General features: G+C 62.7%; 13 protein-coding genes and 1 pseudogene. 9 read left to right on the top strand and 5 right to left on the bottom strand.

What is annotated here, in order from left to right:
• Positions 1-302 (bottom strand): hypothetical protein (locus tag FY036_RS24020; protein WP_210247461.1); only part of this gene is annotated, 302 nt, incomplete at its 3' end.
• A 167-nt stretch (positions 303-469) separates the two neighbouring features.
• On the opposite strand from FY036_RS24020, the pseudogene FY036_RS01015 reads away from it, so the two are divergent.
• The 5 genes and pseudogenes from FY036_RS01015 (at position 470) to FY036_RS00995 (ending at position 6,589) form a co-directional block, all read left to right on the top strand.
• Positions 470-1,064, top strand: a pseudogene (locus FY036_RS01015) (SOS response-associated peptidase).
• A 285-nt stretch (positions 1,065-1,349) separates the two neighbouring features.
• Complete coding sequence (locus FY036_RS01010) at positions 1,350-1,913, top strand: hypothetical protein (RefSeq protein WP_148912861.1); 564 nt, start codon at positions 1,350-1,352, stop codon at positions 1,911-1,913.
• A 68-nt stretch (positions 1,914-1,981) separates the two neighbouring features.
• Positions 1,982-4,960, top strand: a complete 2,979-nt coding sequence (locus tag FY036_RS01005; protein ID WP_148912860.1) for a TrlF family AAA-like ATPase — start codon at positions 1,982-1,984, stop codon at positions 4,958-4,960.
• A gap of 11 nt (positions 4,961-4,971) precedes the next feature.
• Positions 4,972-5,658 carry a TauD/TfdA family dioxygenase gene (locus tag FY036_RS01000; RefSeq protein ID WP_235897432.1) on the top strand — a complete coding sequence of 229 codons (687 nt, stop codon included), beginning with the start codon at positions 4,972-4,974 and terminating at the stop codon, positions 5,656-5,658.
• Entirely contained in the window at positions 5,651-6,589 is a 939-nt protein-coding gene (locus FY036_RS00995) for a hypothetical protein (protein WP_148912859.1), read from the top strand. The genes FY036_RS01000 and FY036_RS00995 overlap by 8 nt, the downstream gene beginning before the upstream one ends.
• A gap of 235 nt (positions 6,590-6,824) precedes the next feature.
• Here the strand turns inward: FY036_RS00995 and dinB are convergent, their stop codons facing one another.
• From dinB to FY036_RS00975, 4 genes are read right to left on the bottom strand one after another with little or no spacing between them, the layout of a single operon-like run.
• The gene (gene dinB, locus FY036_RS00990) at positions 6,825-8,072 is read right to left on the bottom strand and encodes a DNA polymerase IV (RefSeq protein WP_148912858.1); all 1,248 of its coding nucleotides are present in this window, start codon (positions 8,070-8,072) and stop codon (positions 6,825-6,827) included.
• A gap of 4 nt (positions 8,073-8,076) precedes the next feature.
• The gene (locus tag FY036_RS00985) at positions 8,077-11,337 is read right to left on the bottom strand and encodes an error-prone DNA polymerase (RefSeq protein ID WP_148912857.1); all 3,261 of its coding nucleotides are present in this window, start codon (positions 11,335-11,337) and stop codon (positions 8,077-8,079) included.
• A complete protein-coding gene (locus tag FY036_RS00980) occupies positions 11,334-12,857 on the bottom strand; it encodes a Y-family DNA polymerase (protein ID WP_148912856.1) in 1,524 nt (507 codons plus the stop codon). The genes FY036_RS00985 and FY036_RS00980 overlap by 4 nt, the downstream gene beginning before the upstream one ends.
• Entirely contained in the window at positions 12,772-13,530 is a 759-nt protein-coding gene (locus tag FY036_RS00975; RefSeq protein WP_148912855.1) for an ImuA family protein, read from the bottom strand. The genes FY036_RS00980 and FY036_RS00975 overlap by 86 nt, the downstream gene beginning before the upstream one ends.
• Positions 13,531-13,679: 149 nt before the next feature.
• Between FY036_RS00975 and FY036_RS00970 the strand changes: the two genes are divergently transcribed.
• The 4 genes from FY036_RS00970 to FY036_RS00955 all read left to right on the top strand — a co-directional run bounded on the left by FY036_RS00970 (position 13,680) and on the right by FY036_RS00955 (position 16,174).
• On the top strand, positions 13,680-13,901 hold the full coding sequence (locus tag FY036_RS00970) for a hypothetical protein (RefSeq protein WP_148912854.1): 222 nt from the start codon (positions 13,680-13,682) through the stop codon (positions 13,899-13,901).
• Between the two features lie 59 nt (positions 13,902-13,960).
• Positions 13,961-14,296, top strand: a complete 336-nt coding sequence (locus tag FY036_RS00965; protein WP_148912853.1) for a hypothetical protein — start codon at positions 13,961-13,963, stop codon at positions 14,294-14,296.
• Between the two features lie 205 nt (positions 14,297-14,501).
• Complete coding sequence (locus FY036_RS00960) at positions 14,502-14,957, top strand: hypothetical protein (protein ID WP_148912852.1); 456 nt, start codon at positions 14,502-14,504, stop codon at positions 14,955-14,957.
• A 74-nt stretch (positions 14,958-15,031) separates the two neighbouring features.
• A complete protein-coding gene (locus FY036_RS00955) occupies positions 15,032-16,174 on the top strand; it encodes a UvrD-helicase domain-containing protein (RefSeq protein WP_148912851.1) in 1,143 nt (380 codons plus the stop codon).
• Positions 16,175-16,179 lie beyond the last annotated feature (5 nt).

Genomic DNA, 16,179 nt, shown 5'->3' with positions numbered 1-16,179 from the left:
GCGCCGCTTGCTTCATCGAGATGCAGCGGCCTAATGTGACAAACCTGATGGACCAGAGCCTCCGTTAGCTCACGCCGCCGGTTGTCCCAAAAACCCTGACGACGGACACGCGCCACCTCGGCAGCTACCTTTGCCCAATGGAGAAACTGGCCGTCTTCGATCGCGCGGGACCTTGCGGCAAGCCGTTGTGCCTCATAGTAGGCCATCGGGCCGAGGAGCCGGACGAGGCGCCGGGCGTCTTCCCGCCATCGGCGACGGATCGCATGCCGCCTCTCCACCCATGCCAAAATCGCCCTCAGCATCCCAGAAACACTCCCCCAGCTTCGCGAGCGTCCCCGGCCCGCGTCAGGGATAGATGCCCGGAGGGTGAAGACCCGCGACGCGGGGCTTCAGCTTCGCCGACAGCCCGGTTCCGGAGGAAGACGCCCTACCCCTCGAAAGACCTTGAAGTTCACGCTATCCTTGGGGAATGTGCAATGCCTATGAGCAACACGTTCGCTGGGTCGAATATTGCCAGATGATGCAGGCGTTGGAGCTGGAGATTCCGACGCAACAGACAGAACTCGATCTGCCCCAGGCGGACGACATCAGGATCAACGACATGGGACCGGTCATGCGTGCGATCGGCAACATGATCGAACTCGTCCAGATGAACTTCAGCTTCCCGCCATCGGGTCCCAAGGGGGGGGCCGGTCTTCAATTTTAGATCGGAAGGGCGAGACTTCGCCGACAGCAAGCGCTGCCTGATCCCGGCATCGGGATTCTACGAGTTCACCGGCAAGAAGTATCCCAAGACCAAACACCGCTTCAGCCTGATCGGGGCACCCTTCATGGCCATTGCCGGGCTATGGCGTGAGGCCCAGGGCAATCACCCAGCCTCCTTCACGATGCTGACGACAAGTCCAGGGCCGGACGTCGCGCCCTACCATGATCGCCAAGTGGTGGTTCTCCAGCCAGAGAACTGGGCGGCCTGGCTCCATTTGACCAGGCCGCAGGGCGAACTGCTCAGGCCCCTGCCGGAGGGATCGCTGGTCGCGGAAACGGTTCGTCAGGGCGCAGATTAGTAGTCAAAGTCTGATGCTTGGTACCGGGGTCGTAAGCCCGCGTGGGAGGCGGCAGTCCAGAGTGAACGTCCGGAATAGCCGCCTTGTGGAGATCTAGCCGCCATTCACGGCAGCTCCCCAGACCGAACATTCGCTTGATAGTCAGACGATCTCTTCCAAGGAAACCTAGGGCAATGCGTTTGAGCAAGCAGTTGGGTGCTATCAGAGGTCGACCAGTTTCGACGATGCGCTCAGCGATGGTCAGCACTATAGTGTTTATCAACAGAGAGCTTGGAGACCTCACTAATGACAAGGGAGCCGGAAGTTTGGACTGATCCCGAACGTCCGGACGATTTCCCTGAACCTTCAGAAACGATCGCGAGGCTGGCGGAAGCCACTCGGAGATTTCTCGTTAGCGAACCTGATCTCTTAGAAATTGGTGTCAACGAGCGCACTCTGACGCATCGGCTAGCGGTTTACATCGAGCCGTACTTTGACCAGTGGCACACCGATTGCGAATACAATCGGCTGGGCGAGAAAGTGAAGAACCTGCCTCGGCCCGAGGAGTTCACGACCTCCCCGGATGACACGTCGGCTATCACGATCTTCCCTGACATCATAGTCCATCGAAGGCGTACCCATTACAACTGTGCTGTCGTAGAGGTTAAGAAGTCTGGAAACAGCAGAGGTGTGGACCTTGATGTCGCTAAGCTCTGCGGCCTAACGGCAGGTGGCGACTACGAGTACACTGTCGGCCTTCATTTGATCATTGACTGCAAGAACGCGGCGGTTGCCGAGGTTGTGGCGTATCGCGGTGGTGAAGTGGATGACGACCTAAGCGCCTTCGCGAAAGGACTTTTCGTTGGTTAAGCTGTCGTGTGCTGGCGCTTGATTGCCACTGCGGGGCAGGACGCGACAGAAGAAGATAAGGGGGGCGTATGATCAATCGCGGTTCGGAGTGGCACCGATGGGAGCCGCATATTCACGCACCCGGCACCGTCCTGAACAACCAGTTCGGCGCCACCGACCCATGGGGCGCCTATCTCACGACCCTCGAAGGCCTGACTCCGAAGATCGAGGCGATTGCAGTCACCGACTACTATGTCACCGACACCTACGAGGAATTTCTCAAGCACAAGGCCGCCGGCCGGCTACCCGGCGTCCAACTCCTTTTCCCCAACATCGAACTGCGCCTCGACGTCGCGGCGAAGTCGGGCTTCGTGAATATCCACCTGCTGGTCAGTCCGGAAGATCCCGATCACATCGCCGAGGTGAAGCGCATCCTCAAGCGCCTGCAATTCGGCGCCCACAACGACCGCTTCGACTGCACGCGCGACGAGCTGATCAAGCTGGGAAAACGCGCCGATCCGACGATCATCGATGACGGTGCCGCGCTCCGATACGGTGCGACGCAGGTCAAGGTCAACTTCGACCAACTGCGCAAGGTTATCGGCGAAAGCGAATGGGCGAAGAAGAACATCCTGATTGCCGTCGCCGGCGGCACCGGTGATGGAACGTCAGGCCTGCGGCAGGCCGCCGACACGACCGTGCGCCAGGAGATCGAAAAGTTCGCGCACATCATCTTCTCGAGCAGCCCGGCCCAGCGCGAATTCTGGCTCGGTCAGCGACCCGGCGTAACCGTGGAAGAGCTGCGCGCGCGGTATGACGGATGCAAGCCCTGCCTCCATGGCAGCGACTCGCACGACCAAGAGTCCGTGGGACAGCCCGTCGACAATCGGTTCTCGTGGATCAAGGGCGCGCTGGAATTCGATACCCTCCGCCAGGCATGCATCGACCCCGAGGGCCGCGCCTATGTCGGCGAGCAGCCGCCTCGCTCGGCAATGCCGTCGCAGGTCATCTCGCAGATCAGGATTGACGACGCGGACTGGGCGGTCACGCCCGATATCCCGCTCAATCCTGGCTTGGTAGCGATCATTGGCGCACGTGGCTCGGGCAAGACTGCCCTGGTCGACGTGATCGCAGCGGGCTGCGAAGCGATCTCGCCCTCCGGGTGGGATGGGGACGAGAACATTAGCCCGTCCTTCCTCGCGCGAGCGCGCAGGCTGATCGGCGACGCGACCACGACGCTCACATGGGGTGGCGGCGCGACCGTCACGCGTGCGCTCGACGGCAGCGACGCCAACGGCCACATGTCGTTTCCGCGGGCCCGTTATCTGTCCCAGCAGTTCGTCGAGGAGCTCTGTTCGGCGAAGGGCGTCTCCGATGGCCTCGTTGACGAGATCGAGAGGGTGATCTTCGAGTCGCACTCGCAAGACGATCGCGAATGGGCGATCGACTTCGCAGAACTGCGGGACCAGCAGACCGCGCGCTTCCGGCAGGCGCGTGAGCGCGAAGCCGAAGCGATCTCAGACATCTCCGAGCGTATCGGCACCGAGTTCGAGAAGGAAAGCCTCGTCACGACGCTCACTACGCAGGTTGCTCAGAAGAAGAAACTGATCGCCGATTACAACGCCGACCTCGCCAAGCTCGTGGTCAAGGGAACCGAGGCACAGACGAGCCGCCACACCCGGCTCAGCGAGGCGGCTCAAAAGCTTCGAAGCAAGATCCAGGCCTTTGGCAACCAGCGCCGAACGTTCGTCGCCCTTCAAGACGAGGTTCGGAGCATGCGCGCCACGCGCTCGCCGGAGATGCTCCGCCAAGCCCAGGCGCGCCACGCCAATAGCGGCCTGAACGCCCAGCAATGGGACGAATTCATGCTGATCTATAAGGGCGACGTCGACAAAAGTCTGACCGCCTACATCGAATGGGCGGATCAGGAGGTCGCCAAGCTCAATGGCGTTCCGCCGCCGCCAGGAGATCCGAACGTCCCGCTGATCGCCGACAATGCCGATCTCGCGGCTCTCCCGCTCGCACCGATCGCGACCGAAATGATTCGCCTTGAAGCGCTGTTCAGCGCCGACAAGCTGGTTCGCGATCAATACTCGGCACTGACCGGGCGCATCGCGCAGGAGAATTCCGCGCTTCAGACCCTCGAAGCCCGGCTCACCGATGCGCAGGGCGCTGCCGCTCGCCGAAAGGACCTGCAGGCCGAGCGCGACGACACCTACGGCCGGGTCTTCGAGGCGATCATCAACGAACAGAACGCACTCGCCGGCCTCTATGCCCCGCTGATGGCGCGTCTCGCGGCGTCCTCGGGCACCCTCAAAAAGCTCAGCTTCACGGTGCGACGGATCGCCGACGTCGAGGAATGGGGCTCATTCGCGGAGGAAGAACTCCTCGACCGGCGCAAGGCCGGGCCGTTCTACGGACGCGGCTCGCTGATCGCGGCCGCGACGCAGGCGCTCAAATCCGCGTGGGAGTCCAGCTCTGCGGCAGAGGTTCAGGCCGCGATGACCACCTTCATGGGCAAATACCTCAAGGACCTGCTGTCGCACGCGCCTTATGCCCCGACGCAGCAGGCCGAGTTTCGCGCCTGGTCGAAGCAGTTCGCGCATTGGCTCTTTGGCACCGACCACATCGCCGTTCGCTACGAGATCTCGTACGACGGCGTCGACATCCGAAAGCTCTCGCCCGGCACGCGGGGCATCGTGCTGTTGCTGCTCTATCTCGCCCTCGACGATTCGGACGATCGCCCGCTGATCATCGACCAGCCGGAAGAGAATCTCGATCCGAAGTCCGTGTTCGACGAGCTGGTAGCGCTCTTCATCACCGCCAAGGCGAAGCGCCAGGTCATCATGGTCACGCACAACGCCAACCTCGTCATCAACACGGACGCCGACCAGATCATCGTCGCCGAAGCAGGCCCACATCCGTCCGGCGGTCTTCCGCCGATCAGCTATGTGGCGGGCGGGCTCGAAAACGCAGCAATTCGGAAGGCAGTCTGCGACATCCTGGAGGGTGGCGAGGCTGCCTTCCGCGAGCGCGCTCGGCGCCTTCGCGTCCGTCTCGATCGATGAGGTCGAGAACAATGATGACGCATGACGAGGTGACAGCTCCTTCGCCGACACTCCTGGTCTCGCTGGCCCAGCGCGGATGGGTCGTGCATGTGGCAGAAAGCGGCGACGCGGACTCTATCGCGAGTGAACTCGGCCGGATCGCGGACGTGCTCGGTACGCGCGTCATGGGTAGAGCCGGCAAGCTTGAAGAGGTGATCCAGCCCCAAACATTCGAAGACGCTCATCCGCGATCCTTGAGCGCGCAATATGGCCTGAACGCCTTGCCGTTCCACGTCGAACTCAGCCATCGACCGCGTCCATGCCGCTATCTCCTTCTGGGATGCATAGACCCCGGATCGCCCAGCGCCGTGACGATGCTGATCAATTGGCGAACCCTCGGCTTTTCGCCGGAGGAGCTTCGTCTTCTGGAAGGCGCTCCGATCCTTGTGCGAACCGGCCGGCGCTCCTTTTACTCGACCATCATATCCTCCGATCGCACATTTCTTCGATACGACCCTGGCTGCCTTGAAGCCGTCGACGAGCGCGGACAGGCAGCCCTGCGGCTTGTCGCACATCGGCTGATCGGCGGCTCTCCGGAGACCCACCATTGGCGCCGGGGCGACATCCTGATCATCGACAACTGGCGCTTCCTGCACGGGCGCGGGCCGTCGGACCAGGACTCGGGCCGACGCCTAGCGAGGATTCTCATCAATGCCTGACGACGTGTTTATCGCGATCAACGGCGACGCGCTCCATGCGAAGTCGAAGGTCTACATCGGCCGGGCGCTGGCCAGGAAAGGCGCTGGCGATCTCGACGAATATCAGCTCTGGGCTTCCCTCGCGCTTGAGCTGCTCGGAAAGGCCGCGCTCGCGCGCAAGCATCCGAGCCTCGTGGTCGATCCGACCCACTGGCAGTCGATGTTCGTCGCCGCCGGCGTCAACGTGACGACCGACGTGAAGACTATCACGGCCAAGACCTTATTCGAGCGCCTCACGCATCTTGTTCCGAGATTCGACAAGACTATTCAAAAATTCTGTCAGGACATCGCGGAACGCCGCAACGCTGAGCTCCACTCGGCCGATCTTCCGTTCCGGACCATGAGACTGGACGCTTGGGAAGCGCGCTACTGGCATGCCTGCGATACGATCTTAAACCAGATGGGATCTTCGCTCGAGCAATGGCTCGGCGCGGCAGATGCAAAGGCTCCACGCCAGTTGCTCGACGAGGCGGCTAGAGCCCTCGATGCCGCCGTTAAACTTCGCGTTGAAGCCGCCAAGGAGCAGTTCGGGACGTTGAAGAACGCCGAACGCGCGCGCCTGGCGGCCGAGGCTGAACTGCGGGCGCCCCAGCATCAGACTGGCCTCTTCAAGGGCAGCTACGACGAGATTTGGATCGAGAGCTGCCCAGCCTGCAAATGTCGCGCCTTCATGACAGGCGAACAGACCGGTGAGGACATCAGTGAAGAGCGCGATGAGTACGCCATTTGGGAAATCGTCGACCGCGAGTTTGCCGGCGAAGAGTTTCGCTGCCCGACGTGCGACCTGACTCTCATGGGTAACGATGAAATCGAAGCCGCTGGCCTGAACTACATCTACGAGGATCGGCAAGAGCGCGAGATGGAGTTCGAGCCTGATTATGGCAATGATTGATGGTGCCTCGAAGTATTAGGGGTCGCGCTAGCCTCAGAGCGAGTCGGAACTAGCCAGAGCGGCTGGCTTATCTGGATGGCCGCTTTCCGCCACGAAACCGTGGTCGGAGAGGTCCGCTTTGTCCTCAATCGGGCCGTTCGTTGTGCTTGTCGTCAATGGCTGCGAGGGGTGGCAACAGGTTTTCGCCACTTGGGTGACGATGTGACTGTGGTCGCCGGCCTAGGACGGATCACGGTCATAAATCTTTCTCGGCAAGCTCCCTGAACGCGTCGGGAACCGACCGGGTGATCTCCAAAGCAGCGGAGCCGTAGCCCACGGCCGCCCATCCGAAACGCTCGCGAATGGCGTCGACAGCGCGATCGGCGGTCCAGCGGGCGATGCCTCTGCCGGCGCCAGGTCTTCGGCTTTCATCCGGAAGGCCGAGCGGGAGATCGAGCTGGATTTCGGGCTGCGACCTGAGATGTGACACCGAGATCGCCAGCAGCGTGATCGTTCTCTCCTCCGGGTGATCGGCAAGCGCGGCGCGAACCAGCTCCTCGCCAATCTCGGCCAGCATCACCGTGGCGGAGATCGGCACATCGAGCGTCATGGATCGCGTCACGGCGCGCAGGTCGGCGAACCGCACGCGCGCTGTGACCGTGCTGCCGGCAAGCGATTTTGCGCGTAGGCGTGTGGCGACCCTATCAGCAAGGTGCAGCAGCGTTGGTTTGATGACACGCTCGACAGCCGGCTTTCTTCCCAGTGCCGACTGTGCGCCGGCGGAGCGCGCACGATGGTGGGTTCGGATTTCGCGGGGGTCTCGATTCCAGGCCAGGGCCGAGAGCTTCTCGCCGGCGGCCGGGCCAAGCAGCCGTTCGAGCGAGCGTCCCGGTGTGTTTGCCAACTGGCCGATGGTGAGAATGCCCAGCTCGGTCAGCTTCGCTTTGGTCACGGGGCCGACGCCCCACATCAGCTCGACAGGAAGATCATGGAGGAACTCTAGCTCGGTGCCCGGGTCAACCACGACAAGGCCGTCCGGCTTGGCGACCTGCGATGCGATTTTTGCCAGATGCTTGGTGCGGGCAATACCGACGGAGATTGGAAGACCAAGTTCTTCCCGCACCCGCCACCGGACTTTGACGGCTATCTCTACCGGCGAACCAAAAAGGTGCGTGCAGCCGGCAACGTCGGCGAAAGCCTCATCGATCGAGATGCGCTCGACCAGCGGCGTGAAATCGCCAAGTACCTCAATCGCGGCGTCGCCGAGCCGCTTGTAATCCTTGAAGTTGCCGCCCACGAAAATCAGCTGCGGACAGAGTTCGCGCGCCCGCCTTCCCGGCATGCCGCCGCGAACGCCGAAGGCCTTGGCCTCGTAGGAGGCGGCAAGCACGACACCGCCACCCACGGCGATCGGCTTCCCGCGCAGGGATGGATTCAGCAATTGCTCGACCGATGCGTAGAAGGCATCGAGATCCGCATGGAGGATTGTCGCCAGCGTTTCCATGTCTCTACCGGAAATCCCGCGTCTTCACCTTGATCCGGTCGATGTGCTCGTAGGGATCGACGATATCGCGTGCCTTCAGCAGCCCCCGCGGATCGATCCCCGATCCGCCATGGTGCGCCTCGTCACCGCGGCCGTGCGGCAACGGAAACGGCGCCTCGCGGTTTCCTACGCTGGCCAGCTCGGCCGACAGATCGGTCAGCTCGTGGGCGACGAGATGCACCACCTCCCCTTCTCGCTGGATGCGACCGCGCACGCCGAGCATGGCGGAGGAGAGAAGCACGCGCCGGAATTTCTCGAACACCTTGACCCAGACGACGACGTTTGCGGCGCCGGTCTCATCCTCCATGGTGAGGAACATCACGCCTTTGGCCGAGCCCGGCCGTTGCCGGACGAGCACCAGGCCGGCGGCTTGCAGCCATCGCTTGTCTCGCGCATGCATGGCTTCCTGACAGGTCACGATGCGGCGGCGATGAAGATCGGCACGCAGAAACGACACCGGGTGGCTGCGCAAGGTCAGCCCGACATGGCCGTAATCCTCCACGACTTCGCGGCCAGCCGTCATCGGCCTCAGCGCAACGACAGGCTCGTGGATCTCAGGCACCGTTTTGTGTTCACGGGACGTAGCGGCCGCGAACAGGGGCAAAGGTTCATCGCGCAGCGCCTTGATCGCCCAGAGCGCATCGCGGCGGGCAAGCTTCAGATCCGGCAGAAATGCGTCGGCTTCGGCGAGCTGGACAAGCGACGCCGACGGCACCCCGGCGCGGCGCCAGAGATCATCGACCGAGATGAAAGGTTCATCGGCCCTCGCCGCGACGATCGCGGCCGCGTCGTCATTGGCGAGACCCTTCACCATGCGTAGGCCGAGGCGGACCGCGAAGCGATCTTCGATATCGGTCGGCTCAAGCGTGCAATCCCAGCGGCTGGCATTGACGCAGACCGGGCGCACCTCGACGCCATGATCGCGTGCGTCGCGCACGATCTGCGCCGGCAGATAGAAGCCCATCGGCTGCGAGTTCAGAAGTGCGGCACAGAAGACATCCGGATGCCAGCATTTCATCCAGGAGGAGGCGTAGGCGATCAGCGCGAAGGAGGCGGCGTGGCTTTCGGGAAAGCCGTAGCTGCCGAAGCCTTCGAGTTGCGAAAAGGTTTTTTCGGCGAACTCGGGAGTGTAGCCGTTGGCGATCATGCCATTGACCAGCTTGTCGCGGAACTTCGAGACGCCGCCGGTGTGCTTGAAAGTGGCCATGGCGCGCCGCAGCTGGTCGGCCTCGCCGGCGGAAAAGCCGGCGCAGACCATGGAGACCTGCATTGCCTGCTCCTGAAACAGCGGCACGCCGAGTGTCTTGCCGAGAACGCGCTCGAGCTCTGGTGTCGGAAACGTCACCTCTTCCGTCCCATCGCGCCGGCGAAGATAGGGATGCACCATGTCGCCCTGGATCGGGCCGGGTCGGACGATCGCGACCTCGATGACCAGATCGTAGAAAGTTCGCGGCTTGATACGCGGCAGCATCGACATCTGCGCACGGGATTCGATCTGGAAGACGCCGAGCGTGTCGGCCTTCCTGATCATCGCGTAGGTGCGCGGATCCTCGGCCGGGATGGTGGCCAGGTCGACGTCAATTCCCTTGTGCTCGGACAGGAGATCAAAGGACCGCTTCATGCAGGTGAGCATGCCGAGCGCCAGGACATCCACCTTCATGAAGCGCAAGGCGTCGATGTCATCCTTGTCCCATTCCACGACCTGGCGATCCTTCATCGCCGCCGGTTCGATCGGCACGAGGTCGTCAAGCCGATCGTGCGTCAGCACAAAGCCGCCCGGATGCTGCGAGAGATGCCGCGGTGTTCCGGCAAGTTGCGCTGCCAGTTCGAGAGTCAGGCGCAGCCGCCGATCGCTGAGATTGAGGTTGAGCTCTCGAGCGCGCTGCTCATCGACAGCCTCGCCATGGCCCCAGATCTGGGAGGACAGGAGTTTGGTCATGTCCTCGGGCAGGCCGAGCGCCTTGCCGACGTCGCGGACGGCACCCTTGGTGCGATAACGGATGACGGTAGAGCAAAGTGCTGCGTGGTCGCGGCCGTAGGTCTCATAGACCCACTGCATGACGATCTCGCGCCGCTCATGCTCGAAATCGACATCGATGTCGGGCGGCTCGCGCCGCTCCTGACTGACGAACCTCTCAAACAAGAGATTGTTGCGTTCGGGATCGATGGAGGTAATGCCCAGCACGTAGCAGACGGCGGAATTGGCGGCCGAGCCGCGGCCCTGGCAAAGAATGTCCTGGCTGCGGGCGAAACGGACGATCGAGTTCACCGTCAGGAAGTACGGTGCGTATTCGAGCGTCTCGATCAGCTGTAGCTCGTGTTTGAGTATGCCGACGACCTTGTCGGGCAGACCTTCGGGGTAGCGGCGGGCAGCACCCTCCCAGGTCAGTTTTTCGAGCGCCTGCTGGGCGGTCAGCCCCGGCATAGTCTTCTCCTGGGGGTATTGATAGGCGAGCTCGTCCATTGAGAAACGGCAGCGGTCGGCGATTTCGATCGTGCGCGCCAGGGCCTCGGGATAACGGCTGAAGAGCCGTGCCATCTCATCGCCAGGTTTGAGGTAACGATCGGCATGGCGTTCACGCCGGAAGCCGGCGTCATCGATGGTGACGTTGTGGCGAATGCAGGTGACGACATCCTGCATCATGCGGCGGGCCGGCTCGTGGAAGAGCACGTCATTGGTGATGACGTGCCGGACACTCATTGCCGTTGCGAGGTTCGACAGGTCGTGAAGGCGAAGCTGGTCGTTCGGGCGCCGGCGCAAGGTGAGCGCCAGATAGGCGCGATCGCCGAAAGCCTCGCGCAGCCACCGCAGACGAACGGCGCAAAGATCATCGGCTTCGTCCGGCACGAGCACCGCGATCAGTCCTTCGCCATAGGCGACGACATCATCCCATTCGAGATGACACTTGGCTTTGCCGGCCCTGCCCTTGCCGAGCGACAGCAGGCGGCAAAGCCGTGAGTAGGCCGGCCGGTCGGTCGGATAGACCAGGACCGACATGCCGTCGGCGAGATCGAGCCGGCAGCCGACGATCAGCCGGACGCCTGTCGCCTTCGCCGCTTCGTGTGCTCGGACTATGCCGGCAAGCGAATTGCGATCGACGACAGCCAGCGCCTCGATACCAAGCAACGCCGCCTGCGCGAACAGCTCTTCGCAGCTGCTCGCCCCACGCAGGAACGAGAAATGCGAGGTGACCTGCAACTCGGAATATCGGGTTCCGCCAGTCATCCGAAGATCCCGTGCATGAACCACTTGTGCGATCCGGTCGCGGCATCCTCGCCGTCGCCGGCGCGGTAGACCCAGTAGCGCTCGCCGTTCTCGTCCTCGACCTGGAAATAGTCGCGCACCGCCGCGAGCTCGGCGTCGCGCTTCCACCATTCTCCGAAAACGCGTTCCGGGCCGTCTGCCCGCTTCACGCGGCGGCGCACCCCGCGCCAGGTGAAGGTCACGGGCGGATGGTCGGGGAGGAGCGCTACCGTCTCGATCGGCTCGGGCCGTGGCAGCAGCCGAGTTGGGCGCGGCCAATGGCCGGGCCAGCCCTCGCCGGTATCGGGCGCCATCGGCGCAATGCGCTGAACGGAGCGTTCGGGAACGTCGCTCTGCATCGGGGCGAAACGATAGAGCCGGTCCTCGCCGACACGGTTGGCGAGAATGTCGATCACATCCGACACATCGGGCTCGGGCGCCTCGGCAAGCGAGGAAATCATCTGCCTCGCCCGCAGCGGCTCGGCAACGGTCGCGGCAAGCCGCATCAGTTCGATGCCGAACCCCGGATCGATGGTCTCGATCTTGTCGGTGAGAAGCCGGGTCAAACGCTTCGTGTCACGAACCGGCGTTGCAGTGGCGGCACGGATCGCCTCGACGCGGTTGTCGACGCGGAAGAACAGAAGGTCGAGCCGTCGCGCGCCCTGCCCTCGCGTCTCAAGTTCGGCGCAAAGTTCGGCCACCAGCTTGCCCGTATAGCGGGCGATGGTCTCTGGCGCGCCAATCGGTTCGGCAAAATTGCGGCGCACCTCGACGATCTCCTCCGGCCGGATCGGCTCGATCGGTTCGCTGACCCGCCCGAACGCCTGGTCGAGGCGGCGGCCGGGTTCGGGACCAAAACGCAAGGCCAGCGATGCGCGCGGCGTGCCAGCAAGATCCGCGATTGTCTCGAAGCCAAGCCGTCGCAGGCTATCGATCGTCGCGGCGGGAAGGCGAAGGGCAGCGATCGGCAAAGGCAGGATCGCCCGCGCGGTCTCACCGGAGAGGATCACAGTTGTGGCCCGCGTACCGAAGCGAGCCAGTGCGTGGGCTGCACCCCATGTATCGGCGACTGCGGCGCGGGCGGTGAAACCGGACGAGCCAAGCCGCTCCACCATCTCTGTAAGCATTGCCGCCTCGCCGCCATGCAGATGATCGGCGCCGGTCGTGTCGATCACGATGCCGTCCGGCGGATCGGCGGCGGCGACCGGCGCATAGCGGCGAAGCGCCCACAGCGCCAACCGCTCGAGCGCGTCGACATCTGCTTCCGGTTCTGCGTCATGAACGATCAGGCCCGGGACCAGCGCCTGCGCCTTGCTCGCCGGCATGCCGATGCGCAGGCCGGCGGCGCGTGCTGCCGCATCGGCCGCGAGCACGACACGGCGGCTTCCATCACGGCCGACGAGAACGAGCGGCGTCTCAGGCCGAGGCGCGGCGTCGCCCGATTTCCTTCTGAAGCGGTCTGTCGGCCACATCGGAAGGAAGAGCGATACGACCCTTGGCATCGCATGCCTCCACTGTAAAATCCGCACTCTCTCCGGCCCGGCATCGGATGAGTTCGAGATGCCAGCGCGCCCGCCCGACGCCCGGCACCGGCAATGGCGTCGACGGCAGTATTGACACCCGCCAGCGGGTCTCTGCGGCTGTCGGCTGGCCGAAATCGGTTGCCTCCGTCTGTCGGCGCCAGCGGCGAATGGCGATGCCGATTGCACCGGAACTCTCCGCGGCGAGCTGCAGGCGCCGCGAGGCAGTCATCGAAAGCCGGGCGACCTCGGCAACGACAGCGCCAAAACCGCCACGAAGACCCTCCTCGAAGCAGGCGAGAAGGGTCTTTTCGTCGCCGGCTTCGAGATAGATCACCCTTCCCGGAGGAAGGCCGGCCTGTTCGATCGCCGGCGCGAACAGGTCGGGCCGGGTAACGCACCACAGCACCTTGCCGGTCACGCGCGCGGCAATTCCCGCTGCGAAGAGTGCCGCGGCCGCGCCATCCACGGCGCCGTTCCCACCGCCCGCGACCTCGTGCAGACCGCCAAAAGCCAATCCTCCTCCCGGCAGAACCGTGTCGATCGGGGCCACCCCGAACGGCAAAACCGTGCGGGCGCGTACGTTTCCGCCTTCGAGACGCGCGATGCGTTCTCGAAGCTCGGAAATGGCAGCAGGGGGCGCCGATATACTCATCTGACCCTTGAAACGCGGAAAGCCTGTGATATGTTCTACATTTGTTCTCATCCCGACAAAGAGTCAATCGGACTCCGAAAGTAGGAGGGAGAACGCAAGGGAAGGAAGACCGCGCTGCGGCTGTCAAAAGCGCCGATGGAGACAGACAAATGACCATCACGATTCACATCGAGGGAGCCAAGCCCGATGACATCGACCGCGGTTTGCTTGCCGCGCAGGCGGTGTTCGACGAGGCCGGCATAACGGCCGATCAGGCGGCAACAGCCCGGTTCATCGTCGAGGGCTGGGACATTAAGGGGTTCCCAACCCTGCTCCCGAAGCTGAACTTGCCATCTGCGGCGTCTGGGACGAGGCCGACCAAGCGGCCGTGAAGGCATGCTGCGTCGGATGGCCGCCAGACAGGATTCCGGATACGGCCGATCTCGAACTGGTGCAGGAGCCTCCGCGCTTCCGTTTGACGTCGGGTGACAAGGAAAACGAATGGCTGTTCGAAACAGCCGCCGCCGGCATTCTCGAGGAGATGTGCGAGGAAGGCTATTTCGATGACGGCCGACCGGAAGATGAGGTCGCCTTCCTGCTTGACGATTGGGATTTCGAGCAGCTGACCGACGAACAGCGGCACCTCTATGACGAGCAGATCTATCCCCTGATGCGCATCTGGTTTTTCGAGCGCAATCGTTTCGAGGAAGAGTATGCTCGTCGCCGCGCTGAGTGGTCGTGCGACAGGCGACCGGATGATCGCCAGTTTGAATTATTTGTCGCATGACGGCGATGCGCTGAAAAGGAAACAGCGTGCGGAATTGTGACAATCTTCGGACAACAGACCCGTTGCCGCTGGCTGGCTTCCGGCGAATAGGTAGCGGGACGCAAATTCCTGCATCATCCCCTACTGCACGCGCAGGCAGTCCCTTGTTTGGATTCCGACAAAAGAGTTCAACTATGGCGCTCAAGGGAGTCGAGAAGGCGTACTGATGATCGTCGATCATGACCAAGATGGAGAACTGAGCGTCACCTATATCTGGATCAATGAGAGGGTTCCGCCCGAATTCGAACGCCGACTGCTAAACGAGCTCCTCGCCTTATCGGAGCCCGTCGGTTTGGGCGCGATCGAGGCCCATGGCCGCAAGGGTGAAGCCCTCAACGCAATTCTCGATGAGGGCCTGCGCGAGGCCGCGCACGACCACAGGGGACGGCGCCGCCAGGACGACGCCTTTCACTTCGACTACGTCTGCGGCTATCGGATAAAAGTCGACTACCTGCCCTTCGGCATTTCCATCTACGAAGACAGCCCGGAGTTGCATCTCAGGTACCCCGGCATGCCCGTCGTGGTATCGTCGATGTTCGACCGCGAGTACGGCAAAGGCGCTCTCGAAGGCGCCGTGAGATTGGCGCTCTCCCAGGGGACAGGCTCGCGAGGGGCCAACTGATCCTTCACTCGCCGGCCTACACACCGAAAACGTGCGGCGTGACGATCAGCCATTGATATGGCACCTAGTCCAGCATGTCTGGACGCACTCGAACATATCGGCCTGGTTTTTTCGCGCGGTTTCTGCCGTCCGGACGGTGGAAGCTGACGCTCAACGCTTCGACACCAAAAATCGTGCGATTGGTCTCGGGCGGCAGCATCGATCTACCATGCGTCGATGTTATTGCCATCTCGGTCAGCAAAGCGTTGCTATGGCACTGCGTCGAAGTTCGATCCAGCCATCGTGTCGATAGTCTTGCCTGTCTTGGAGAACAGGCCGCTGTTCAGCTCGCGGCTGATCTCTACGGCTTCATCAACAGCCACCTGTTCGAGCTGGTTGCCTCTGAGGCTGACCGACTGCACGAGGTGGATATCCGGCTTCGGGCCATCACGGAGCGCCGGCGGCAGTATCTGGCCCACGCCGATCTTGCGCGGGCGATTGCGGCTGTTCCGGGCAAAGCCGCAGCAGCATTGTCCCATCCCCTCTTCGATCCGGAGATGATGCCATCGCATTTGAAGGCCGCCCTGCCGTCGTCGTTCGCCTTCCTTACCGATCCAACCGTTCGTCATCGGTACAATGATGAGTTTGTTTCCGCCGAACTCGCCAGATGCGGTCCGTTCTTCGACGACCTCGACGGACGATCCTTGTCCGACCAGCAGCGGGAGGCCTGCATCCGTCTGGAGGACAACAACCTTCTGGTCGCCTCGGCGGGGTCTGGAAAGTCCGCCACCATGGTCGGCAAGGTGGCCTATGTCCTCGACAGGCAGCTCCATCACCCCGAAGAAATCCTTGTACTCGCCTTCAACAAGAGCGCGGCCGAGGAACTGAAAGAGCGGATTTCCCGTCAACTCGGCGTCGATGCGGCAAACCTGGAATGCCGGGTGACCACCTTTCACGCGCTGGGCCGCGGCATCATCGAAGAGACCGCAGGACGACCGCCTCAACTAGCCGACTGGGTTGACCACCCCGCCGGAGAGGCGAAGGTGATCGAACAGATCATCGAGGAACTGCTGGATTCGGACCCTGAATTCGCCAGGCTCTGGGTCGACCTACTGGTTCTACATCCCAAGGCGGATATCCCGGCTGAGGTCTTCGATACGAAAGCGGATCACGAGCGCTATTTGTCAGTGCGCCGGCAGAAGGGGCGCGCCACCATTGGCACGCTGGCCGGCACTTAGGGGTC

The sequence above is a fragment of the Neoaquamicrobium microcysteis genome (assembly GCF_008180155.1).
Classification (GTDB): domain Bacteria; phylum Pseudomonadota; class Alphaproteobacteria; order Rhizobiales; family Rhizobiaceae; genus Aerobium; species Aerobium microcysteis.
Note: the sequence above shows the minus strand (reverse complement) of the source record. Positions and strands in the feature narration are given on the sequence as shown.